Source organism: Rhizobium sp. WYCCWR 11152 (genome assembly GCF_013087615.1).
Taxonomy (GTDB): domain Bacteria; phylum Pseudomonadota; class Alphaproteobacteria; order Rhizobiales; family Rhizobiaceae; genus Rhizobium; species Rhizobium indicum.
In genome coordinates this window covers 134,983-154,661 of the sequence record NZ_JABFCP010000011.1, presented here as the reverse complement: position 1 = coordinate 154,661, position 19,679 = coordinate 134,983, and the positions used below count along the sequence as shown (strand labels likewise).

19 protein-coding genes are annotated in these 19,679 nt (G+C 59.3%); 8 read left to right on the top strand and 11 right to left on the bottom strand.

Annotated features, from left to right (window positions below):
• Positions 1–65: 65 nt before the first annotated feature.
• Positions 66–548 carry an MSMEG_0572/Sll0783 family nitrogen starvation response protein gene (locus G9X67_RS22260; protein ID WP_171599697.1) on the bottom strand — a complete coding sequence of 161 codons (483 nt, stop codon included), beginning with the start codon at positions 546–548 and terminating at the stop codon, positions 66–68.
• 583 nt (positions 549–1,131) lie between these two features.
• On the opposite strand from G9X67_RS22260, the gene G9X67_RS22255 reads away from it, so the two are divergent.
• The 3 genes from G9X67_RS22255 to G9X67_RS22245 all read left to right on the top strand — a co-directional run bounded on the left by G9X67_RS22255 (position 1,132) and on the right by G9X67_RS22245 (position 3,984).
• Complete coding sequence (locus G9X67_RS22255) at positions 1,132–1,827, top strand: alpha/beta hydrolase (RefSeq protein ID WP_171599696.1); 696 nt, start codon at positions 1,132–1,134, stop codon at positions 1,825–1,827.
• A 189-nt stretch (positions 1,828–2,016) separates the two neighbouring features.
• The gene (locus tag G9X67_RS22250) at positions 2,017–2,667 is read left to right on the top strand and encodes an alpha/beta fold hydrolase (RefSeq protein ID WP_171599695.1); all 651 of its coding nucleotides are present in this window, start codon (positions 2,017–2,019) and stop codon (positions 2,665–2,667) included.
• A gap of 156 nt (positions 2,668–2,823) precedes the next feature.
• Positions 2,824–3,984, top strand: a complete 1,161-nt coding sequence (locus G9X67_RS22245) for a right-handed parallel beta-helix repeat-containing protein (protein ID WP_348649130.1) — start codon at positions 2,824–2,826, stop codon at positions 3,982–3,984.
• A gap of 80 nt (positions 3,985–4,064) precedes the next feature.
• Here G9X67_RS22245 and G9X67_RS22240 read toward each other — a convergent pair whose 3' ends face one another.
• The 3 genes from G9X67_RS22240 to G9X67_RS22230 are packed head-to-tail and all read right to left on the bottom strand — an operon-like array spanning position 4,065 to position 7,291.
• On the bottom strand, positions 4,065–5,171 hold the full coding sequence (locus tag G9X67_RS22240) for an acyltransferase (RefSeq protein WP_171599693.1): 1,107 nt from the start codon (positions 5,169–5,171) through the stop codon (positions 4,065–4,067).
• Positions 5,158–6,513 (bottom strand): O-antigen ligase family protein, encoded by a 1,356-nt coding sequence (locus tag G9X67_RS22235; RefSeq protein WP_138334403.1) that lies wholly within the window; start codon positions 6,511–6,513, stop codon positions 5,158–5,160. The genes G9X67_RS22240 and G9X67_RS22235 overlap by 14 nt, the downstream gene beginning before the upstream one ends.
• A gap of 43 nt (positions 6,514–6,556) precedes the next feature.
• The gene (locus G9X67_RS22230; RefSeq protein WP_171599692.1) at positions 6,557–7,291 is read right to left on the bottom strand and encodes a GDSL-type esterase/lipase family protein; all 735 of its coding nucleotides are present in this window, start codon (positions 7,289–7,291) and stop codon (positions 6,557–6,559) included.
• Between the two features lie 236 nt (positions 7,292–7,527).
• On the opposite strand from G9X67_RS22230, the gene G9X67_RS22225 reads away from it, so the two are divergent.
• Positions 7,528–8,334, top strand: a complete 807-nt coding sequence (locus tag G9X67_RS22225; RefSeq protein WP_171599691.1) for a Ku protein — start codon at positions 7,528–7,530, stop codon at positions 8,332–8,334.
• Between the two features lie 178 nt (positions 8,335–8,512).
• Here G9X67_RS22225 and G9X67_RS22220 read toward each other — a convergent pair whose 3' ends face one another.
• From G9X67_RS22220 to G9X67_RS22210, 3 genes are read right to left on the bottom strand one after another with little or no spacing between them, the layout of a single operon-like run.
• A complete protein-coding gene (locus tag G9X67_RS22220) occupies positions 8,513–9,367 on the bottom strand; it encodes a Ku protein (RefSeq protein WP_171599690.1) in 855 nt (284 codons plus the stop codon).
• A gap of 18 nt (positions 9,368–9,385) precedes the next feature.
• Positions 9,386–9,619 (bottom strand): DUF2188 domain-containing protein, encoded by a 234-nt coding sequence (locus G9X67_RS22215; RefSeq protein WP_171599689.1) that lies wholly within the window; start codon positions 9,617–9,619, stop codon positions 9,386–9,388.
• A gap of 46 nt (positions 9,620–9,665) precedes the next feature.
• Positions 9,666–9,926: a hypothetical protein gene (locus G9X67_RS22210; protein WP_003545458.1), complete on the bottom strand. Its 261-nt coding sequence runs from the start codon at positions 9,924–9,926 to the stop codon at positions 9,666–9,668.
• A gap of 145 nt (positions 9,927–10,071) precedes the next feature.
• Between G9X67_RS22210 and G9X67_RS22205 the strand changes: the two genes are divergently transcribed.
• From G9X67_RS22205 to G9X67_RS22195, 3 genes are all read left to right on the top strand, one after another.
• The gene (locus G9X67_RS22205) at positions 10,072–10,506 is read left to right on the top strand and encodes an OsmC family protein (RefSeq protein ID WP_171599688.1); all 435 of its coding nucleotides are present in this window, start codon (positions 10,072–10,074) and stop codon (positions 10,504–10,506) included.
• Between the two features lie 48 nt (positions 10,507–10,554).
• Positions 10,555–12,039: an FAD/NAD(P)-binding protein gene (locus tag G9X67_RS22200; protein WP_171599687.1), complete on the top strand. Its 1,485-nt coding sequence runs from the start codon at positions 10,555–10,557 to the stop codon at positions 12,037–12,039.
• Positions 12,040–12,255: 216 nt separating this feature from the next.
• Complete coding sequence (locus tag G9X67_RS22195; RefSeq protein ID WP_171599686.1) at positions 12,256–13,149, top strand: DMT family transporter; 894 nt, start codon at positions 12,256–12,258, stop codon at positions 13,147–13,149.
• Between the two features lie 3 nt (positions 13,150–13,152).
• Here G9X67_RS22195 and G9X67_RS22190 read toward each other — a convergent pair whose 3' ends face one another.
• From G9X67_RS22190 to G9X67_RS22175, 4 genes are read right to left on the bottom strand one after another with little or no spacing between them, the layout of a single operon-like run.
• Entirely contained in the window at positions 13,153–14,772 is a 1,620-nt protein-coding gene (locus tag G9X67_RS22190; protein WP_171599685.1) for a VOC family protein, read from the bottom strand.
• Between the two features lie 21 nt (positions 14,773–14,793).
• Positions 14,794–16,389 (bottom strand): response regulator, encoded by a 1,596-nt coding sequence (locus tag G9X67_RS22185; protein ID WP_171599684.1) that lies wholly within the window; start codon positions 16,387–16,389, stop codon positions 14,794–14,796.
• A gap of 4 nt (positions 16,390–16,393) precedes the next feature.
• Positions 16,394–16,819, bottom strand: coding sequence for a response regulator (locus G9X67_RS22180; RefSeq protein ID WP_003545468.1), 426 nt, complete (start codon positions 16,817–16,819; stop codon positions 16,394–16,396).
• Complete coding sequence (locus tag G9X67_RS22175; RefSeq protein ID WP_171599683.1) at positions 16,806–19,112, bottom strand: PAS domain-containing sensor histidine kinase; 2,307 nt, start codon at positions 19,110–19,112, stop codon at positions 16,806–16,808. The genes G9X67_RS22180 and G9X67_RS22175 overlap by 14 nt, the downstream gene beginning before the upstream one ends.
• A 28-nt stretch (positions 19,113–19,140) precedes the next feature.
• Between G9X67_RS22175 and G9X67_RS22170 the strand changes: the two genes are divergently transcribed.
• Complete coding sequence (locus G9X67_RS22170) at positions 19,141–19,518, top strand: response regulator (RefSeq protein ID WP_138334394.1); 378 nt, start codon at positions 19,141–19,143, stop codon at positions 19,516–19,518.
• Positions 19,519–19,679: the final 161 nt, after the last annotated feature.

Genomic DNA, 19,679 nt, shown 5'->3' with positions numbered 1-19,679 from the left:
CTCGATTGACGGGCGGGGAGGCGGAGCGCCAAGGCTCCGCCCTCTATTCTTCGGCGCGCTGCTGCTCAGAGCGTCCAGGTATCGAGGATGAAGGCGCCGTCGCGGCGATGGATCAGGATCAGGTCGAGAACGTCGAGCGGACTGATCGGCGTGATGCCGGGGATCAGCGCGCCTTCGCCATGGCCGTAAAGCGCCTGAAGGGCAAAACGGCAGGCATAGATCTTGCCGCCTTCTTCTATGAACTTGACGATCTGGTTGTTGAAATTCAGATGGCCGGGAAAGGCCTCCGCGCCGAGCGTCGGAAAACCACGCTGGACGCCGAGCGTCACGCCTGGGCCGTAGAGAAGGATCGAGGTCTCGAAACCCTTCCGCTTCAGGCGCGTCGCCTGCAGCAGGTTGACGAATCCGATCGATCCTTCAAAGGCCACGGTATGGAAGGTGACGAGGGCTTTTTCGCCTTCGCCGGCCTGTACGTCTTCGAAAACCTTGTCCTCGTAATCGACAAGAAAGTCGCCTTTTTGATTGGCTGGCTTGGTCACTGCGGGCATGGATGGCTCCTTGATTGAAATCCGATCCCCATCCGGGGAGCATCCATCCAATTGCAAGCACCATGCCAGATTGATTATGCATAAATAGCAGTCAAATAGAGCTATAATGCATTCATTTATGCAATCAATTTTCAGAATGAAATTTTCATAGCTGATTTTCTGTGCGACAGAACGCCAAAATCGAATGCACGAAAGCCCAAATCAGATGCATTCAATTGGCCGTCAATCACTGGGAGGAGCCAGAATATTTGAGCAGCACGAGCCTCTGTCACCTGTTTACGCGGGACTTTAGGAAGGGGACTGCCTCGACTCGCAGCCGCTTTTTGGTGTCGGCCGCAATGGCAATGGATGCGGCTTGTATCCAAAGGAAGGTTTGCGGCAAGATGACTTATCGCATCCATCGGAAGATCTAGCTATATTGAATGCAATCAATTAATGCAGTTGGATGTATATGTAGGACCGTTCGCAAGGCGGCCACCGGAGTACGCCGCCAATTCCGTCGACGGCGGAGGAAGGAGGCGGCTCGGAATCCCTTGTCGCCGATCACGGCCGTGTCGCTCTTCCCAGGAAACAGGAGAAAACTATGAGTAATAAACCGACGATCATTCTGGTGCATGGCTTTTGGGGTGGAGCCACACATTGGGGCAAGGTCATACTCGAACTGGCGCGCAGGGGTTATCAGTCCGTGCACGCCGTCGAACTGCCGTTGACTTCGCTAGCTGAGGACGCTGAACGGACACGCAAGATGGTGGCCCAGCAGAAAGGGCCGGTCCTGCTCGTCGGTCATTCCTACGGCGGCGCGGTCATCACCGAAGCGGGAGATCAACCGAATGTCGTGGGGCTTGTTTATATCGCCGCATTCGCTCCCGACGCAGGCGAAAGTACAGGCGGAATCACCCAACAGAGTCCTCCTGTGGCAATGGCCAATATCGAGCCGGACAGCGACAACTACCTATGGCTCAAGGCCGACAAATTTCACGAAAGCTTCTGCCAGGATATATCCCCGGAAGATGCTTTCGTTTTGGCGGCGACCCAAAAGGCGCCGCTCGCCGGCACCTTTGGAGACGTCATCACCGCCCCGGCCTGGCGGAAGAAGCCGTCCTGGTATCAAATAGCAAGTGAAGACAGAATGATTGCTCCTGAAAATCAAAAGGCAATGTCGGCTCGTCTCAATGCTCGGAAAGTCGCGACCTTGGAGGCAAGCCATGCTTTGCCTCAATCAAAGCCCCTGGAGGTCGCTGCCCTTATCGATGAGGCGGCCGTAGACGTCTCAAAATAAGAACAAGGCGCTTGTGGCGGGGGCGTGAGAATAGGCGCACCCCTGCTTTCACCCCTTGCATGCTCCGGCTTCGAGCACATGTGCGCCACAACGAAATTATTCGGATGTCTGGCTATTCGGCATTGATCGACAAGGTTCACCTTGAAAGCTACAGGATAGACCCGATCGATAGCAGTTGAGCGGACACTGATGAACGACACAGTCCTCCTTTTTCACGGCATCGCCCGGACGAAAAAAAGCATGGCGAAGCTCGCCGGCTTCCTGTCCGGCCACGGTTATCGGGTTGTGAATGTCGGTTACCCCTCCACTCGGTTTTCGATCAGCGACCTCGTCGACATCATTCGGCCGGAGATCGACGACGCCGTGAAGAAAGCAGACGATGGCCGGGTCCATTTCGTCGGTTATTCGATGGGTGGGCTGGTCATCCGCGCGTTTCTCAGGAGCTATCGCCCAGCCAACCTGGGGAGAGTTGTGATGGTCGGAACGCCGAACAACGGCAGTCAGATTGCCGATTTCCTCAAGACCTGGCCGCTATACAGGAAGGTCTATGGACCGGCGGGACAGCAGCTGATTACCGATCAAACCGCAATGACCGAGTTGTTCGGCACGGTCGATTACGAACTTGGCATCATCGCCGGGAATCGGACCATCGATCCGGTCTCTTCGCTTATCATTGGCCTCAGGGTTCCGAATGATGGAAAGGTTTCGGTGGAGAGCACGCGTCTCGACGGCGCAGCTGCGCATATCGTCATTCCGGCAAACCACACTTTCTTGCCCGTCAACAAAACGATGTGGAGCCAAGCCTTGTCGTTTCTGAAAGATGGGCGGTTTACAAGCTGACACGATGTGCTGTCAGCTTCGCTTGGTCTTCGCGATCACTTGAACAGTGCCTGTGGAAAGGCGAAGCGTGTAACATACTCGATCAAGAAGCCCGATGATTTCCAAATATTCAAACATCCGCCACATGCCCTCTGCTTAATTCCCCGCGGCACCAGTATCGAAGGAAATGCAATGACCGCCATCCTGCGAAAGAAAGTTCACGGCGCGTCTACACGCGGACAGGTCATCGATGGTGCGCCCGATGTTGGCGTCGCCTATCAGGTGTTTTCCGATACGGTGGTCGAAGACGTTATCGTCAAGAACTCTCCTCGAGGTTTCAAATTTCACAATGGCAAGAACCTCACCGTCAGGCGCTGTGAAACGGAGAATGTGAACGGCGACGGCATCTACCTGACGAAGACGACCCACGTCTTGCTGGAGAATAATCGCATCGGCGCGGCCCCGGGCGAGGGAGCAGACTGCTGCCAGTTCGCTTATCAAAACAGCGACGACAATATCAGCTCCGATATCGTGATCCGCGGCAACCTCTTCCTGCAGTCGCCGGCGAGCGCATCGAACAAGGGCGCGCTGGTCTGCGACAAAACGCGAAAATACCTCGTCGAGTACAATTTCATCGGCGGCAAGAATTTCTCCTTTTCGTCGATCGGGGATGACGCCGTGGTGCGCAGCAACATCATGCGCGACGGCAGGATGAATGACTATTCCTTCGGCTACGGCGTCGGCGACAAGGCCGACCACGCCGGCCATCACATTTATGATAACTGGATCGAGAACACCAATCGCGGCGTCAGCCTGAGCGGCTTTTCGGATCAGGAGCAGGCATTTCGCAAAGACATCGATATCCACGACAACGTCATTAGCCAATGCGATATCGCGTTCTTCGCCAACCGTCGGTGGTCCGGCAGCTTTCGGCGCAACATATTCCTGCGGTGCGAGCAGGATATCGTTCTCAAGGGAAACGGCAAAGCGACTGCGGGTGATATCGATGGCAATTATCGCAACGATGGCAGCTTCCTGAACGTCACGCCGCCGCCGCTGCGCTTCAAGCCCGATGGCAACGCCTCCGTTGCCGCCGGCGAATGGACATCCGAGCCCGACGAAATCCGCATCCAATGGCGGAACAAGGGGATCGATATCCCAGGCGCCAACCGGCCCTCCATTACGGTCGAGCCTGGCATGGAATTGTCATGCGTCCTGCTGGCCCGCAAGGCGCAGAACTGGATGCTGGCGATCGCTGAAACTGCCTATGACGATTTCACGCCGCGCGCATGGCAGGAACACAGGCTGCCTTGGCAGAAGCGCTATCTGTCGATTTAAGCGGCGTATCGCTTGGCTGCACGGGATTAGAGCACCGTGCGTCCTTTCAGGCGGAGAAAGGACGCTCTAATTCGCCAAAATCAGGATCGCCGCCAGCGAAGCCTCATGGCCTTTCCTGCGCTGAGCGCTTTGCGAACCGGTTCATCGTAAAGGCGGGTGACGACAATGGCCAATACGACGATCAGCGGAAGAACGATGGCAAAGATCGCCCAGGCCGGCGGTTGTCCCAGGCCAGCGGCTTTCCAGGCTCCCAACAGCAATCCGAGCAGCGGAACATGAATTGCATAGAGCGCGTAGGACGCCTCCCCCGCAATAAGAAGGGGCCGTCGCAGCACGCCATCGAAGTTGGCTGTGTAAAGGACAAGCACGGCGAGAGGAAATAAAGCAGTGATGACAATCAGGTCTTTTATGCCAACCAGGGCGGCTGGCGCCTGGAAGACGAGAAGAGCAGTCGCGACGACGATTGTTGTCACTGCGGCTGCTTTTCCGATGCCTGAAGGGGAAAGCCGCGCGCGGTAGCGGTACATCAAGATGCCGAGGCTGAAAGAAAAGAGAACGCGGGGAAATCCGGAGAGCAAGGCGCCGTCGAGCGGGATCAGGTCGGCGCTTCCATGAGCCAGCGTTTGCGCCGCCAGCCAAACCCATGACGCAAGCAGGATGACAGCGAGCACACCGTTGGACAGCAATCTCGCCGTATAGCCGTAGGCGAGGTTGATCACGATCTCCAGGAATAGGGACCATGACGGACCATTGAAGGGGAACAGGTTCGGCGCCTTCAGCGATGTTCCACCGATCGCCGGCAGGAAGAACATCGAGGCAATCAACGAGGTGGCAAACAGCATCGGATCCATCTGCTGATTTCTGCTGAGCGACATGCCTGCATATGCGAGGACGCCGAACAACAAACCGAGCAGATAGAGGGGGTATAGGCGAATGAGACGCTTGATGGCGAAATCATTGGCGGAGAGCGAAGACTCTTGAATGAGTTTCCTCTCATAGGCGTGGCCGATCACGAAGCCGCTGAGACAAAAAAACAGGTCGACGGCGAGGTAGGCAGCAGGTGCTGCATCAAAGCCGACAAAACCTTCGGTGTGATGCACGGCCACACAAATAGCCGCCAAGCCACGAATCCCATCGAGGCCAACCAGTCTACGATTATCTGAAGTCATCTTTTTAGCCTGATGCATGTTGCGCGCCTGCCTGGGTCGGTTTGCGGAAGCGGGACAGGAACTCCGGGCCGAGGCTCGTAAGTGCGATCACGGTATGGGGCCATAAGATGAAGGGGGCGAGCATCATTCCGGCTTCGGTAAACGCGCCGATCAAGATCAGGAGGATGATGACAACCTCCTTTCTCTTGGTGATGGCGAGCGCTTGATTGAGGGGCGACGAGGTCATCTTCGCCACGAGCCGCACCACGACGAACGAGGTCCAGATGATGGTGGCGGGTATGCCCATGTTCAGCGCAAGTTCGATATAGGTGTTGTGGGTGGATTGAGCGTCCCACGTAAGGCGAACATATTGCTCCATGATGTCGGGTTGTCGGAACAAGGCAAATCCCCAGCCTGAAAGCGGCCGCTCGTAGATCAGCGGCAGCAACTGTTCCCAGACATTCGTGCGTCCGCTGAGCGTAAGGTCTTTCCCGAATGACTCGGCAATCGCCTGTGCCACACCCATCAACGCGACGGAGACGACGAAGCCCAGCAGGGCGAATGCAAGAAGAACGACGAAGGATCTGAAGATGCGGCCCGGAAAGCGCTGAATCCAGCTCATTCCGTAGTATACGGCTACTCCGATCGAAAGCAGGATGATCGCCGTCGATGATTTCGCCAGCACGATGAGCACGAGGTAGAGCAGCATTGCCGCCCATCGCAGGAGATCATAATAGCGCAGACGCCACATCGGCAGGGCTGGAAGCAGCAGGATGAAGTTTGTTGCCGAAAACTGGCCGAGCATGTTTTTGTGGTAGAACGCCCCCTTCACCATCCCGGCATAACTGCCTCTCATCACCGCAAACCGGGGAAAGGCTGCCGTGTAAAGAATATTGATGAAGGCCGTCGCAATGGCAAATTTCGCCAAGCTTTCAAATGTGTCAACGGCTCCATAACGGGCTCTGTAAAGAAGGGGTCCAGCTGTCAGCAATGCGACGGCGACGAGAGCCCGGAGCGAGGCTGTAACGCTGACGGAAAAAGCGATTGAGAGAAAGACACATAAGCAGACTATGCCGACCAGCGGCGAGGCGCTGCGGAGCAATTCAACGACTCGCCTGGGCTCCAGCAGGCAGTAGAGGCCAATGAGTGGAACGAGCGACATCAGCAAGAGTCGCATTGGCATGGGATCTTTGCCGACACCCTCCTGGAAGTCGGCGGGCAGCCCGTACCACATGCCAGTCGCTCTCCAGAGGGAAATATAAAATATTGCCGAGAGGAGGATCCGAACGAGGGTTTCACGCCGAATGCGATATTGCGCGCGAGCTCTGGGTCTATGTCTTTGCAGGCCAATCGGTTGGTAGCTGTCAAATGAGGTGCTCATGACATTCCGCCTTACGTTTTGGTAACCACCTGAGCGGCAAAAATCAAAGCTGTAGACCCGCTGTGGCGAGGAAGCTCGTGATCAGCTTGTATGCCCCTTCATTGAAATGAAGATGGTCAGGCTTGTAGTTGGAACATTCTTTATCGCTTGGCTTACCGCACCGCAACATATCATCGTTCATTTGAACAAACGTGACACCCGGCATTTCAGCCAATGACGATGCGACAAGTTGGTTGGCCGGAATTCTGACATCCTCGTAGAAGGCATAGCGCTTGCCCCGAGGCGGTATGGACAACGCATAAATATGGGCGCCCGGCCAAAGAGCGCGAACCTTGCTGACAACAGCCACGACACCAGCTGCCACTGCGCATGGCGTAGTTTTCGCACCCAGGTTGTTCGTGCCGATAAGCAAGACGACATCCGCGGGATGGAAATCCGGAAGGTCTAAACCATCGAGGCGGTACAATGCATTTTGCGTGGTGTCGCCGGCGACCGCGAGGTTCATCACCGGGCGCGTAGGAAAGCTGTCCTTGATCCAGGGCTGCCAGAGTTCGACGAGCGAATCGCCGACAAGAGCCAGATTGTATCGGGCCGATCTGGCGCGATAGATGGGAAGAGCGCGATTTAATCGCTTGCTTGCCTGCTTTTGTTGGGCCGAGGCATTCGTCGCTTTTGTCGGGTCGGGGCATTCCTGTGCGAAGGACGCGCCAGCATTGACGACGATGAGAAAGAAATTGCATGCGAGGACGATGACGAGGTTGGCGAAAAGTCGCAACATTCAGATTACCGATATCCTGACGTCTTGGGGCTTTCATTATTGAAGAGGAAAATGGCGGTGGCAAGGAAAGAGTGGCTCTGGTCTCTCCGCCTACAATGCTCGGCCCAACGGCAGCCGATCCATGAAATGGAAATGCACCGACCGTATCTGATCAACGAAATCTTCAATTGCCGGAACCAAAGACCGAACTCGCCGTTGATTGCCATGCTCAACCGTGTCCGGGAGACAGGACAGACATGGCACGTCAGACATTCTGGAAAGGTTATCTCAAGCTCTCGCTTGTCACCGCCGCCGTCTCGCTGACGCCGGCGACGACCGAAAGCAACAAGGTCCGTTTCCACGTCCTCAATCGCCAGACGAAGAACCGCGTCGAAAGCCGCTATGTCGACAGCGTCACCCATAAGCCGGTGGCCGAGAGGGACCAGGTAAAGGGTTATCCGCGCAGCGAGGACGACTATGTTCTTCTCGAAGACGAGGAGATCGAGGAAGTCGGGCTCGAAAGCACCCGCACAATCGAGATCGACACATTCGTGCCGCGCGGCTCGATCGATTGGATCTGGTACGACAAACCGCATTTTCTGGCGCCGGAGGACAAGGTCGGGGTGGAAGCCTTCTGCGTCATCCGCGAGGCGATGAAGGCAAATGACGTTGTCGGCATTGCCCGCCTTGTCCTTTATCGCCGCGAGCGTGCAGTCCTGCTGGAACCGCTGGGCAAAGGCATCGTTCTGTGGACCCTGCGTTATGGCGACGAGGTGCGTGATCCCGTGGCTGAACTCGACGACAAAACCGAGATCGACACCAAGCTGCTGACGCTGATGACGCAACTGGTGAAGGAGGAGACGAAGGATTGGAGCCCGACCATGGTGCAGGATCCGATCCAGAAACGTCTGAAGTCGATGATCCGCGGCAAGCAGAAGAACCTGAAGAAGGCAGCGCCCGCGCAAAAACCTGCACCGGTGAAATCGACCGGCAACGTCATCAATATCATGGATGCGCTGAAAAAGAGCCTGGCGGCCGAAGGCGGCGAGAAGCCGCGCCAATGAAAAAGTGGCCAGCGATTTTGGGAAACGACATAAATAGATCAAGGACTTAAAGCGCACCGCGGGAATCTACTTTGACGCGCTTCAGGTCCAGTAGCTTCGCCGGCGCGACAAACCGATGCATTCGAGCGAGGTCGGGTGCGCCTGAGATTGCCCATCGCCCGCCAGGGGCGAGGCCATCTCAGCTTGCCTTCTTGCTGCGGCTGTCGCTGCGCGCCGGCGCCTTCTTCTTCGCCGGGGCCTTCTTTGCTGGCGCCTTGCCGCTCATCTTGGCGCTCTGGCGCAGCGCTTCCATCAGGTCGACGACCTTGCGTTCCGGAGCCGGTTTCTTCTTCTGTGGCACCCGGCCCTCGATCTTCGCCTTCACCAGCTCAACAAGGGCAGCCTCGTAGCGATCTTCGTATGTGCTCGGTTCGAAGCTGCCGTGCTTGGTGCCAATAATATGGCCGGCAAGCTCGATCATTTCCTTGTCGAACTTGATGTCGGGAATGTCTTCGAAAACCGTATCGGCCGAGCGCACCTCGTAGTCGAAATTCAGCATCGTCGCGACGATGTAGTTGTCGTGCGGGCGGATCAGCAGCGTCCGGTTGCGCCGGAAAAGCACGGCTTCGGCCAGAGCCGCGACCTTGCCGTCACGCATGCCCCTGGCGATCAGCGACAGCGCCTCCTCGTCATGTTCGTCGACGGGCGCGAGATAGTAAGGGCGGTCGAAATAAAGTTTGTCGATATCGTCGTAGGCGATGAAAGCCTTGATATTGAGGACCTTGTCGCTTTCCGGCATGATTTCGGCAATCTCGTCGCCCTCGATGACGATGTAGTCGCCGTTCTCCATCTGGTAGCCCTTGACCTGGTCGCCCCGTTCGACCGGTTTGCCGGTCTCGCTATCGACGAATTGCCGTTCCACCCGGTGGCCGGTCCTGCGGTTGATAATGTTGAAGGAGACGCGGTCGGAGGAGGAAACGGCGGTGTAGAGCCCGACGGCGCAGGCAAGGTCGCCCACCTTCAGATGACCCTTCCAGCTTGCCCGAGCGGCCATTCCATCCTCCGTTGCAGATCAGAGCCGGCTGCCGCTCTTGTCGGTTTCGAGTTCCTGAAATGCCCAGCCGCGGCCGTCGGGCGCGGGATAGGCGAGCAGCGCATCGCCATCGCCGATCTTCTGGCGCGATGCGGCGTCCTGGGCATGGACGATCGCCTCGTCCGCTGTCGCATAGGTCTCCGAAAGTGTGTCGCCGAGCTTATAGGCCCAGCCATTGTCATGCGGCACGACCTGATAGGTGATATCGGCCATTTCGGATCTCCTCTTCTCACTCAAATAGAGTGCATGTCGTCGTCGGCTAGTTCCGATTTGGTTTGCGCCGTTCATCGAGCGCAATGATCTTCTCTAGCGAGGCGATATCCTCGCTGGTGACGACCGGAACCGGATCGGCAGCGATGGCTTCCAGCACCTCCTGTGAGACGGCGCCATTTCGGATCGCCCATTCCAGCGTTTCGCGGGTTTCCCGCTCGGCTTTCAACTGCGCATAGAGCGCAACGATCAGTCGATCGCGAGCATCCATCCGCCGGCCTTGGTTATCCATGCTGCGGACGTCAGGCATCGCAATCCACCTTTGTCACGGATTTCGTTCAGGTGTATTCAACTGATGACGGGTGGAAAGGTTCCGAAACCCATGGGCGGCGTTTGCCATTGCCGCCTCAGGCGGAAATCACCATCTGCAAGATGTTCGTCAGAGGATTTTCAACATGGCCGATCTCAAGGCTCGTCCCCGCCCGACCGGCGCCACCGCCGTTGTCGGCCGTACAGGTTTCCCGCACATCACCTCCGCCACCAAGGGCGAGATCGATATCGTCACCGCGCCGTCACAGCCGGGTTTCAATCCGCTCGATCTGCTCTATTCCTCGCTCTCGGCCTGTCTGGTGCTCAGCGCCCGCATCGCCGCCAGCCAGATGGGTATTCTCGACAAGATCAGCGAGATCACTGCCGAGGTCACCGGCGAGAAGGCGACGGAAGGCCTTTCGCGCGTTGCCAAGTTTAACATCGCTTTTTCGATCAAGGGCGATATCGACGAAGAAACCCGGCAGAAAATCGCCCATGTCGCCGAAGACGAGATCTGCACGGTGAGCAACACCATCCGCGGCAATCCCGAGTTCTCGACGACGATATCGGGGCAAGGCTAAATCTACATAATAATTATAGACAATCGGGGGCGGAGGATTGCGTGACCAATGCCCGGCTTCTATGCTCGGGCATCGAAAGCAATGATCCCGGCCACCATGCAGCCCAAGCCTCTCCCGACGTCTGAACAGCCCGTCGTCGCCATCATCGGCGGCGGTGTCTCCGGCGCCGGTGTCGCCTATCATCTCGCGAGAGCCAACTGCGGCGAGCGCCCTGCCATTATGGTCTTCGAGCCGCGCGCCGAACTCGGCCGCGGCCTTGCCTATGACACGGCCGATCCGGCCCACCGCATCAATGTTCCAGCCGCCAAGATGAGCCTGCAGCCCGATGACCTGGGCGAATTCCTGGCCTGGATCGAAGCCCGCGACGCCGTCGCCGGCGACCCTGAGGCCAGGCAGCCCGATGGCTCGCTCTTCCCCCGGCGCCGGCTGTTCGGCGAATATGTCGCCTCGCTGCTGAAGCCGCTGCTGGAAGACGGAAGCGTGCGTCATTGCCGCGCCGCAGTGACGGCTGTCGAACGCCGTGCCGGCCGCTGGTCGATCCTCGACGACAGAGGCGGCGTGACGGAGGCCGATATCGTCGCGATCGCCACCAGCCATCCGCCGCCGGCAGCCCCGGGCCGGCTTGCGAGCCGGCTTGCCGCCCATCCCCGTTTCGTCGCCGACACCACCAAGCCCGGCGCGCTCGACGTGATCCGCCCGCAGGACCGGGTGCTGGTCATCGGCAACGGCCTGACGGCCGCCGATGTCATCGCCTCGCTGGCTGAGCGCGGGCATGACGGTCCGGTGACCGCGATCTCGCGCCGCGGTCTGCGGTCTCGCGGCCATCCGCCGGTACCGCAGGAGCTCTTCGGCGATTTCATCTCCGATGCGACCCATTCCGCCGTGTCGCTGCTGAGAGGGATCCGCGCCGCCATAGATGCGGCGAAGGAAGAGGGCATCAGCTGGCATGGGGTGATCGATCAGGTGCGGGCGCAGGGATACGATCTCTGGCAGACGCTGCCGGTTGCCGAACGACGCCGTCTCGTCCGCCATCTGCGTCCCTATTGGGATGTGCATCGTTTCCGTATCGCACCGCAGGTCGAGGCCGTGCTCGACGCGGCGGTTGCTGCGGGTCGCCTCGATATCCTGGCCGGGTCGGTTGCCGATACGCGCATCGAGGGCGAGCTCATTCTTTGCACCCTGCAGCCGCGTCATCAGCGCCAGCCGTTGGAGGGACGCTATGACGCCGTCGTCGTCACCACCGGCCCGGCGCATGGCGGTATTCTCCAAACCCAGCCCTGGCTCGCAGCCTTGGCGGCAAGTGGCCATTTGACGCTCGACCCGACCGGCCTCGGCCTTGCCTGCACCGAGCGCTCGGAGGCGATCGGTCCGTCAGGAAACGCAGATCCTTCGCTGCTGATCTCCGGTCCGCTGGCGCGCGGCACCTTCGGCGAGCTGATGGGACTGCCGCAGGTGACCGAGCATGCCTTCTTCGTCGCGACCGAGATCGCCGAAAAGCTGCGGACCAGCACGACGAATAGGCATCCTGCCTGATTTTCCACCAATACGTCGCTCTTCGACTGTCCCCGGTGATCGACTTCTGATAGTCCGTCGGCCATCACTGCATAATTCCTTAAATCGAAATCGATTTAAGGATAAAATTATGCAGCAATTTAAAGTGTTACAGCGTCCTTTGCGGCTCTCGAAAAGACGCGCGGCGCTGTAATATCCCGCCGGCCCGGCATTTGGGCGACCAGAAATATCGAGATCATGTCGCAGGCCGCTCCCACCCTTTCCGAAGCCTCGCCTTCCAATCGTTTCGCTCTTGCCGCGCTCCTTCTCGGCGGGGCGGCGATCGGCGGCTCGCCGATTTTCGTCAGGCTGTCCGAAGTCGGTCCGATGGCGACGGCCTTCTGGCGCGTGGCGCTGGCGTTGATCCCGATCGTCATCGTCGCGCTCATGAAGAAGGAAAGGGGGCCGAAGCCGCAAAGCCTTTCCGACTATGGCATGCTGGTTCTCCCGGGCGTCATGTTGGCGCTCGATCTCGCCGCCTGGCACCTTTCGCTCACCATGACGTCGGTCGCCAACGCAACGCTGCTTGCCAATCTCGCACCGGTTTTCGTCACGCTGATCGCCTTCGCCTTTTTCAGCGCGAGGATCAGCCGCGTCTTCGCGCTCGGGCTTGTCCTGGCACTATCAGGCGTCGTCATTCTGAAGGGCGGACCGGCAGCCATCGGCAATGGCGACCTTCGCGGCGACGGCATGGCGATGATCGCCGCCTTCTTCTATGCCTGCTACATCCTTGCGATCGGCAGGCTGCGCAGCCGCTTCGATACAATCCGCATCATGCTGTGGAGCACGGCCTGCGCTGCCGTCTGCATCTTTCCGATCGGCCTCATCTACGAGGGCCATATGCTGCCCGCGACCCTCTATGGCTGGTCGATCGTCTTCGGCCTGGCCTTTATCAGCCATGCCGGCGGGCAGGTGGCAATCACCTATGCGCTGGCCTATCTGCCGGCGGCCTTTTCCTCGCTGACGCTGCTGTTGCAGCCGGTCGTTGCGGCAATCCTTGCCTGGGCTCTGCTCAACGAGGCGATCGGGACGATGCAGGCGCTCGGCGGCGCCGTTGTGCTTGCCGGCATCATGGTTGCCCGCCGCGGCTGATCGTCAGCGATTTTCCTGCAACAGCCATTTCTGGATGATCGGAATGTCGGCATCGCCGAGATCGTGGCCGCCGGGGATGACGTCGGAATCGACGGTGGCGCCTGAACTTTTCAGCCTTTCTTCCAGTTCGCTCGCATATTTGCCATAGGCATCCGTTTTGCCACTGATGACGAGCAGGTCCGTGCCTTTCAGATCGGCATGCGGATAGTCGCTGAGTACAGGCATGGAGCGCAGCAGCACCGCCTTGTGAACCAGGTTCGGGTGCAGGTAGAGCAGCGAGTTCAAAAGGTTGGCGCCATTGGAATAGCCGACATAGACGACCTTCTGAGGATCGAGCCCGTAGGATTTGACGGCGCCCTCGATGAAGGCCGCGAAGGCCTCCGCCTCGGTCTTGATGTCGTTCTGGTCGAAGGAGAAGGGGGTGATGCGCTTGTACCAGCGCGGAAACCCTTCCTCCGTCGCCCGGCCGCGCACGCCGAGCAGCGTCGCCCGCGGCGCCGCCTTGTTCAGGAGCGGCATCAGCGTCGTCTCATTGCCGCCGGAGCCGTGCAACAAAACGAAGACGCTGCCATCGGGATCCGGGGGCGTATAGAACCGGTGGACGAATGGCAGTTCGCGATAATTGACATGCGGCTGGCCGGGCATCGAAAATTGCGGCAACATCACCTTCAGGTCGTGAAGGTTGGTGATGGCTTCGGGTGGCGCGAACAGCTTCCCCCCGAGGGCGGCCTGCTCTTCGTCGACGGTCATGCCGGGCTTGTCGGTGGCGAGTTCCACCAGCGTGCCGCCGGGCTCGCGGGCATAGAGCGAGCGGAAATATTTGCGGTCATGCATGTTGGTCGGCGAGGCGTCGGTCGCCTCCAGAGCCTTGCGGACGGAAAGCAGCGTCTCCTCGTCGGCGGCGCGGAAGGCGACGTGATCGACCGTCCCCGTGCCAGGCGCGCCGGACCAGAAGCCGCGTGCATCGCGCACGTCGATGACGTCGCCGGATTGCGACACCAGCCTGTCGATCGTGCCGCGGGTGGCCTGGAAGCGGTAACCGAAATGCGTTTCGAGGAAGCTGCGGCTTTCGGCGGGCTTCTCCGTCAGCATGGTCGCGCCGCGCACGCGCTGAACGGCATGCTCGACCGGGATCGAGGCGCCGTCCCAGGCGGCCGGCGATGCGAGGTTCTTTGCGCCCGCGAGCTTGAGGATGATGTTGTCGGGGTCCTTCAGCCTGAGCACTGGTTCGCCGAATTCGTCGGCCGGTCCCTCTGACCTCAGACCGAAGCTCATGGCGCGCGTCAGCCAGTAGCCGATGCTGGTGGGATTGATCGACAGCGATATTTCGCTGATCTGCCCGTAACCGGCTCGGCCGGCCGCACCATCTTCCCAGGCAAGGAAGGTCAGCAGCGAACCCGGCGTCCCCACTGCATCGCCGTAGAACAGATGAAGCTGCGTCGCGTCCTCGTAACCGGCTGTCTGCTTGACGAGCCGCATGCCGAGAAATCCCGCGTAGAAGTCCACATTCGCCTGCACCTTGCGGGTGACGGCCGTGATGTGATGTATGCCTGATACCATCGAGAGCAGTCCTGATTGAAGCGGTGTCGTCAGGAGCGCGAGTATGAGAGCTGCGAAGGTCATACCGTTGCCAATGACGATCGCTTAATTTTGTTCCGCACAAAGCGCAAGCGAATCGCCGCGCTGCAACAACTCCAAATGTTCGACATCTTCGAGTGCCTCTTCCAGTTGCTGCAGGGTCGGCGGCTTGATCATATAGGCGCGCGCGCCGAGATTTCTGGCCCGCCGCATGTCGCTTTCGTCGCTTGACGTGCTGAGGATGCAGACGGGAATTCGCTTGAGACGGATGTCGGCTGAAAGCGCATGCAGCACCTCGAAGCCGTCCATGATCGGCATGTTGATGTCGAGCAGCATCAGGTCGATCTGCGGCACATCGGCGATGCCGGCGCGCTCTTCGAGCAGCCGCATCGCCTCGCGTCCGTTGGTGGCGACATGCAGGTTGAAATTCACCTTGTCCCGCCGCATCAGCTTGATCTTCAGAAGCTGGATGTCGGCCGGGCTGTCTTCGACGAGCAGCACTTCGGCGAGCCTGCCCGAACCTTCGCCTGGCTGCTCCGCCGGCCTGGCGCTGTGCGGCACGGCCGATGCGGCTGATGGCGCGGGCCTCGCCTCGGCGAGCGGCACTTCGAGAATGAAGGTGGCGCCCGGCCCATTTTCTGCCTCGCACCAGATCGAGCCGCCATGCATCTGCGCGATGCGGCGGCAGATGGCAAGGCCGAGCCCGGTGCCTTCGATGCCGCGGCCGACGAGACGCTTGAACGGCTGGAAGATCAGCTCGCGGTGCTCGGGGTCGATGCCGGGCCCGTTGTCACGTACCGTGAGGCGGCAGGTATCGCCCAGCGCTTCGCCTGTGATGCTGATCTCCGGAACCTTCTGCTCGCAATAGCGGACGGCATTCGACACCAGGTTCTGCAGGAGCTGGGTCAGCAGCGTCGCATCGCCCATGACCTCCGGCAGCGCCCCGCGGATGATGATGGCTCCGCGGCTCTCGGTCTGCTGGCGCAGATTGTCCTCCACCTGGTCGAGCACATCGGAGAGCGAGACCGGCTTGAGCTCCAGTCCGCCGGAGGCCTCGAGCTTGGTGAAGCCCGAGACCTTGACGATCAGGTCTTCCATATGGTCGGCAGCGCTGAGCACGTAATCGAGCAATTCCCGGTCTTCGGCCGGGAGTGCCGCAGAACCGTGCAGGATGCGGCTGAAGGATTTGATCGTCCGGAGCGGCTCCTTCAGATCATGGGCCATGGCACGGGTGAAGATCTCAAGCGATTGCCGCTTCTGCTCCAGCTTTGCTTCCAGCATGCCGTGCATGATGGCGTTTTGAATGCAGCGATGCAGTGTCTCGGGCGAAAGCGAATCCTTTGTCAGATAGTCGCGCGCGCCGCTCTTCATCACCTCGACGGCGACGGTTTCGTTGCCCTGACCGGTCAGCATGATGACGTTGGCGGCGGGATCATCCTCCAGAATATCGGCAAGAACGCCGAGCCCGTCGCGCCCCGGCAGCGAATAGTCGAGCAGGATGCAGTCCGGCCGTTTGCGGCCGTTCAGCGCACGACCCTCTTCGCCGGTCTCCGCCTCCACGACGGTATAGGCAGTGCTGGAAACGCGGCCCAATATGCGGCGATAGACCTCGAGATCGTCGATGTTGTCGTCGATGATGAGAATAGAGCAGTGTTCCGCCAATCTGTCAGTCCTCGAGCGGCAGGATCGCGATTTCGAACCAGTATTCCTTCAGCCGCTGGATCGCGGCGAAGAGCCCGTCGAGATCCACCGGCTTCTGCACATAGGTATTGGCGCCGAGCGCATAGCAGCCTTCGATATCGCGTTCGTCGTCGGAGGTGGTCAGGATCACCACCGGGATCTTGCGCCAGCCGGCGTTCGACTTGATCGCCTCCAGCGTCTTGCGGCCGTCAAGACCCGGCATGTTGAGGTCGAGCAGGATCAGCCCCGGTTTCGGCACCATCTCGGCGAGCATGTCGAGCGCTTCCTGACCGGAGGCCGCCCAGCGGATCGAGTTGCGCAGATTGGTGCGTTTGAAGGCGCGCATCGTCGCTTCGAAATCGTCTTCGCTGTCCTCGACGATCAGGATCGGTTGCGTATCACGCTGCTGCATTCTGCCCCTCGCGCTTTTTTCCCAGTGTGAAGTAGAATGTCGTGCCGGTGCCGACCTCGGATTCCAGCCAGATATCGCCATTGTGCCGCGCGATGATCTTGCGAACGAAGGTGAGGCCTGCTCCGGTCCCGTCGTCGGAATCCTGCGACTTTTCCAGCCGTTTGAAAATGCGGAAAATATCCTCGTGGAATTCCTGCGGAATGCCCTTGCCGTTATCCTTAACGAAAAACACGTTGCGGGCAACCGTGCCGTCCTTGCCGACGAACCGGTCAAGATAGCCGATCGAGACGAGCGGCGCCGGCTTGTCGTTGTATTTGATCGCGTTGGTAATGAGATTGCGGAACACTTCGGTCAGCCGCGGCGCGTCGCAGACCACCTCCGGCAGCCGGCCGTCGATGATCACCTTGGCGTGCCGTTCCTCCAGCAGCAACTCCATCGTCGCGACGACATCCTTGACGATCAGGCCGATATCGGTGCGTTTGACCGCCAGCTGCTGGCGTCCGAGCCGGGAGAAATAGAGAAGCTCGTTGACGAGCTTCTCCATGCGCTGGCTGAGACGCACGAGCCGGTTCAGCCGGCGCACGCCGTCCACGTCAAGCTTGTCTTCATAATCCTCCAACAGGAAGCGGGAGTGGTTGTGCAGGCCGCGCAGCGGTTCCTTGAGATCGTGCGAGGCGATATAGGCGAATTCATCGAGGTCGTGGTTGCTGCGCTCGAGCTCGGCCGTATAGGCCTCGAGCTGGGAAAGCGTCGTTTTCATCCGTTCTTCCTGCCGGACGCGCTCGCTGATGTCGCGCACGATACCGACGAAGGTCTTCGTATGGCCGGTGGCGACGGCGCTGATGGAAACATCGATCGGAAAGACGATGCCGTTCTTGCGTCGTCCGGAGACCATGCGCGTCGTGCCGATGATGCGCTCCTCGCCAGTCTTCCGGTAATGGGCGAGATAGCCGTCGTGCTCGGAATGGTAGGGTTCGGGCATCAGCATCTTGATGTTTTTGCCGATCGTCTCCTGCGGGGAGTAGCCGAACATGCTTTCAGCCGCCGGATTGAAATTCTTGATCGTTCCACGCTCGTCGATGACGACGACGGCATCAGGCGTGCCGCGCACCAGCGCGCCGAAGCGGACACGCTCGCTTTCCAGATGATGGGTGTTGCGCATGAAATAGAAGACGAAGAGCGCGATCAGCCAAAGCGTGGCAGCCGTAATGGTGCGGTTGGCGATCTCCTGCCAGAACCCCGCTTCGTCGTGCTTGACGGCGAAGAAGCCGAGCATCAGCAGCACGGTACAGGCAAAGGCGAAGAAAAGCGGCGCATTTCTGTTGCCGAACCAGAGCGCCGTCAGCACCAGCGGTACATAGAGAATGCCGTTGGCGACACCCAGCGGCGTATAGAGATCGACGAGAAGGCCGGTGAAGCAGACCGCAGCCGGGATCCACAGCGGGATCTGCGCCCGGTTTGCCGGCTGCATCCACCAGGAGCGGGCGAGAAGCCCGGAGCCGAAGATCACCATGCCGACCGCCGTATGCAGCGCCATCGCCGCATAGGGTCCCCAGCGGTAGCCCTGTTCGGCATCGGTGACATAGCTGGCCAGCGCGATCATGCCGAGCGTGATGACGACGTAGCTCGTCAATTCCTGCACCACCTGGCTTCTGGACCTCTCCACCTGGAGCGAGAGCAGCAGCGAGAGATTGGCGATCAGGAAGACCAGCGCCGTGTTCGGCCCCATGCCGCCGCCGATCTCCGCGATGAAGTCCGGCGAAACCAGGAAGCGCGAGATCAACACGTCGACATTGTGAAAAGTTCGCCCGATCATGACGATTTCCACGAGCCGGGCAGCGGCGATCGCCGCCGCAAGCCCCGCCGTGATCGCCGCCGTTGCTCGAAAACGGCGGGCGGCGAGTGTCGAAGTGGCAAGTCCCACGCCGGAAAGCACGAAGCAGAGCGCCGTATTGAAGGCCATCGATGGAAAGCCGGGAACCAGCGAAATGACAATCTCGATCTGCAGCAGCCAGCCGGTAAGCGCCGTTACGCCGAGAAGCAACATCAGGCAGCCGACGGCTATCGCAAAGGCACGGTAGTGCCGCCTTGGCTGGTCCTGCAGGTCCACGTTGCCCTGATCCTGCACCCGTGTGTCCTCCTTCGGTTTGCGCGGCCATCTTTTCCGAAATCGAGGAATACTCAATAGGCAAGGCAGGGCGGTGCCGCGCTTTTTGCGAAATGATCTGCGATGAGGTATATCGAATTTTAGTGGAACCGCGGTATGGTGATGTCGAAGGACAGCGAGGTTCATTCGAACAATATCCAGATCACGGTGCTAGATGACCACCCTATTTTATGTCGACGATAGCAAGGATGACCTCTTCTATGTCGACTATATGAGCAAAAAGCAGCAGTTAGACGTCGATCTATTCTGTTTTTCGACCGCCGAATTGGCGCTGGAGGCACTGGAGACGCGCGCGGCGGAAGGCAAGACCTCACCCGATCTGCTGGTCGCCGATCTCTACATGCCGCTCGATAGCGGAATCGGCCTGATCACTCGGTTGCGCCTGGATGATCGTTTCAAGGCGATGCGGCTTGCTATCTGCAGCGGATCGGATGCTGCCGAGGACCGCGCGCGCTCACTCGATGCCGGCGCCGATGTCTATCTGGAAAAGCCACTTGACCTTGCCAAGATCATTCTCAATCTTGAGATGTAGAAAACGGCGAAAGCCGTATGCCCTATTCCCTACCATTCGTCCAAGCCATCTGACAAACCGCAATTGACAAGGTCGAGGACGCATCACAAGATGCAACCGAAGCGAAGAATATGGAACGCAAAATAAGCGCTGAGAGAACCGATCAACCCGCGTTCGCCGCC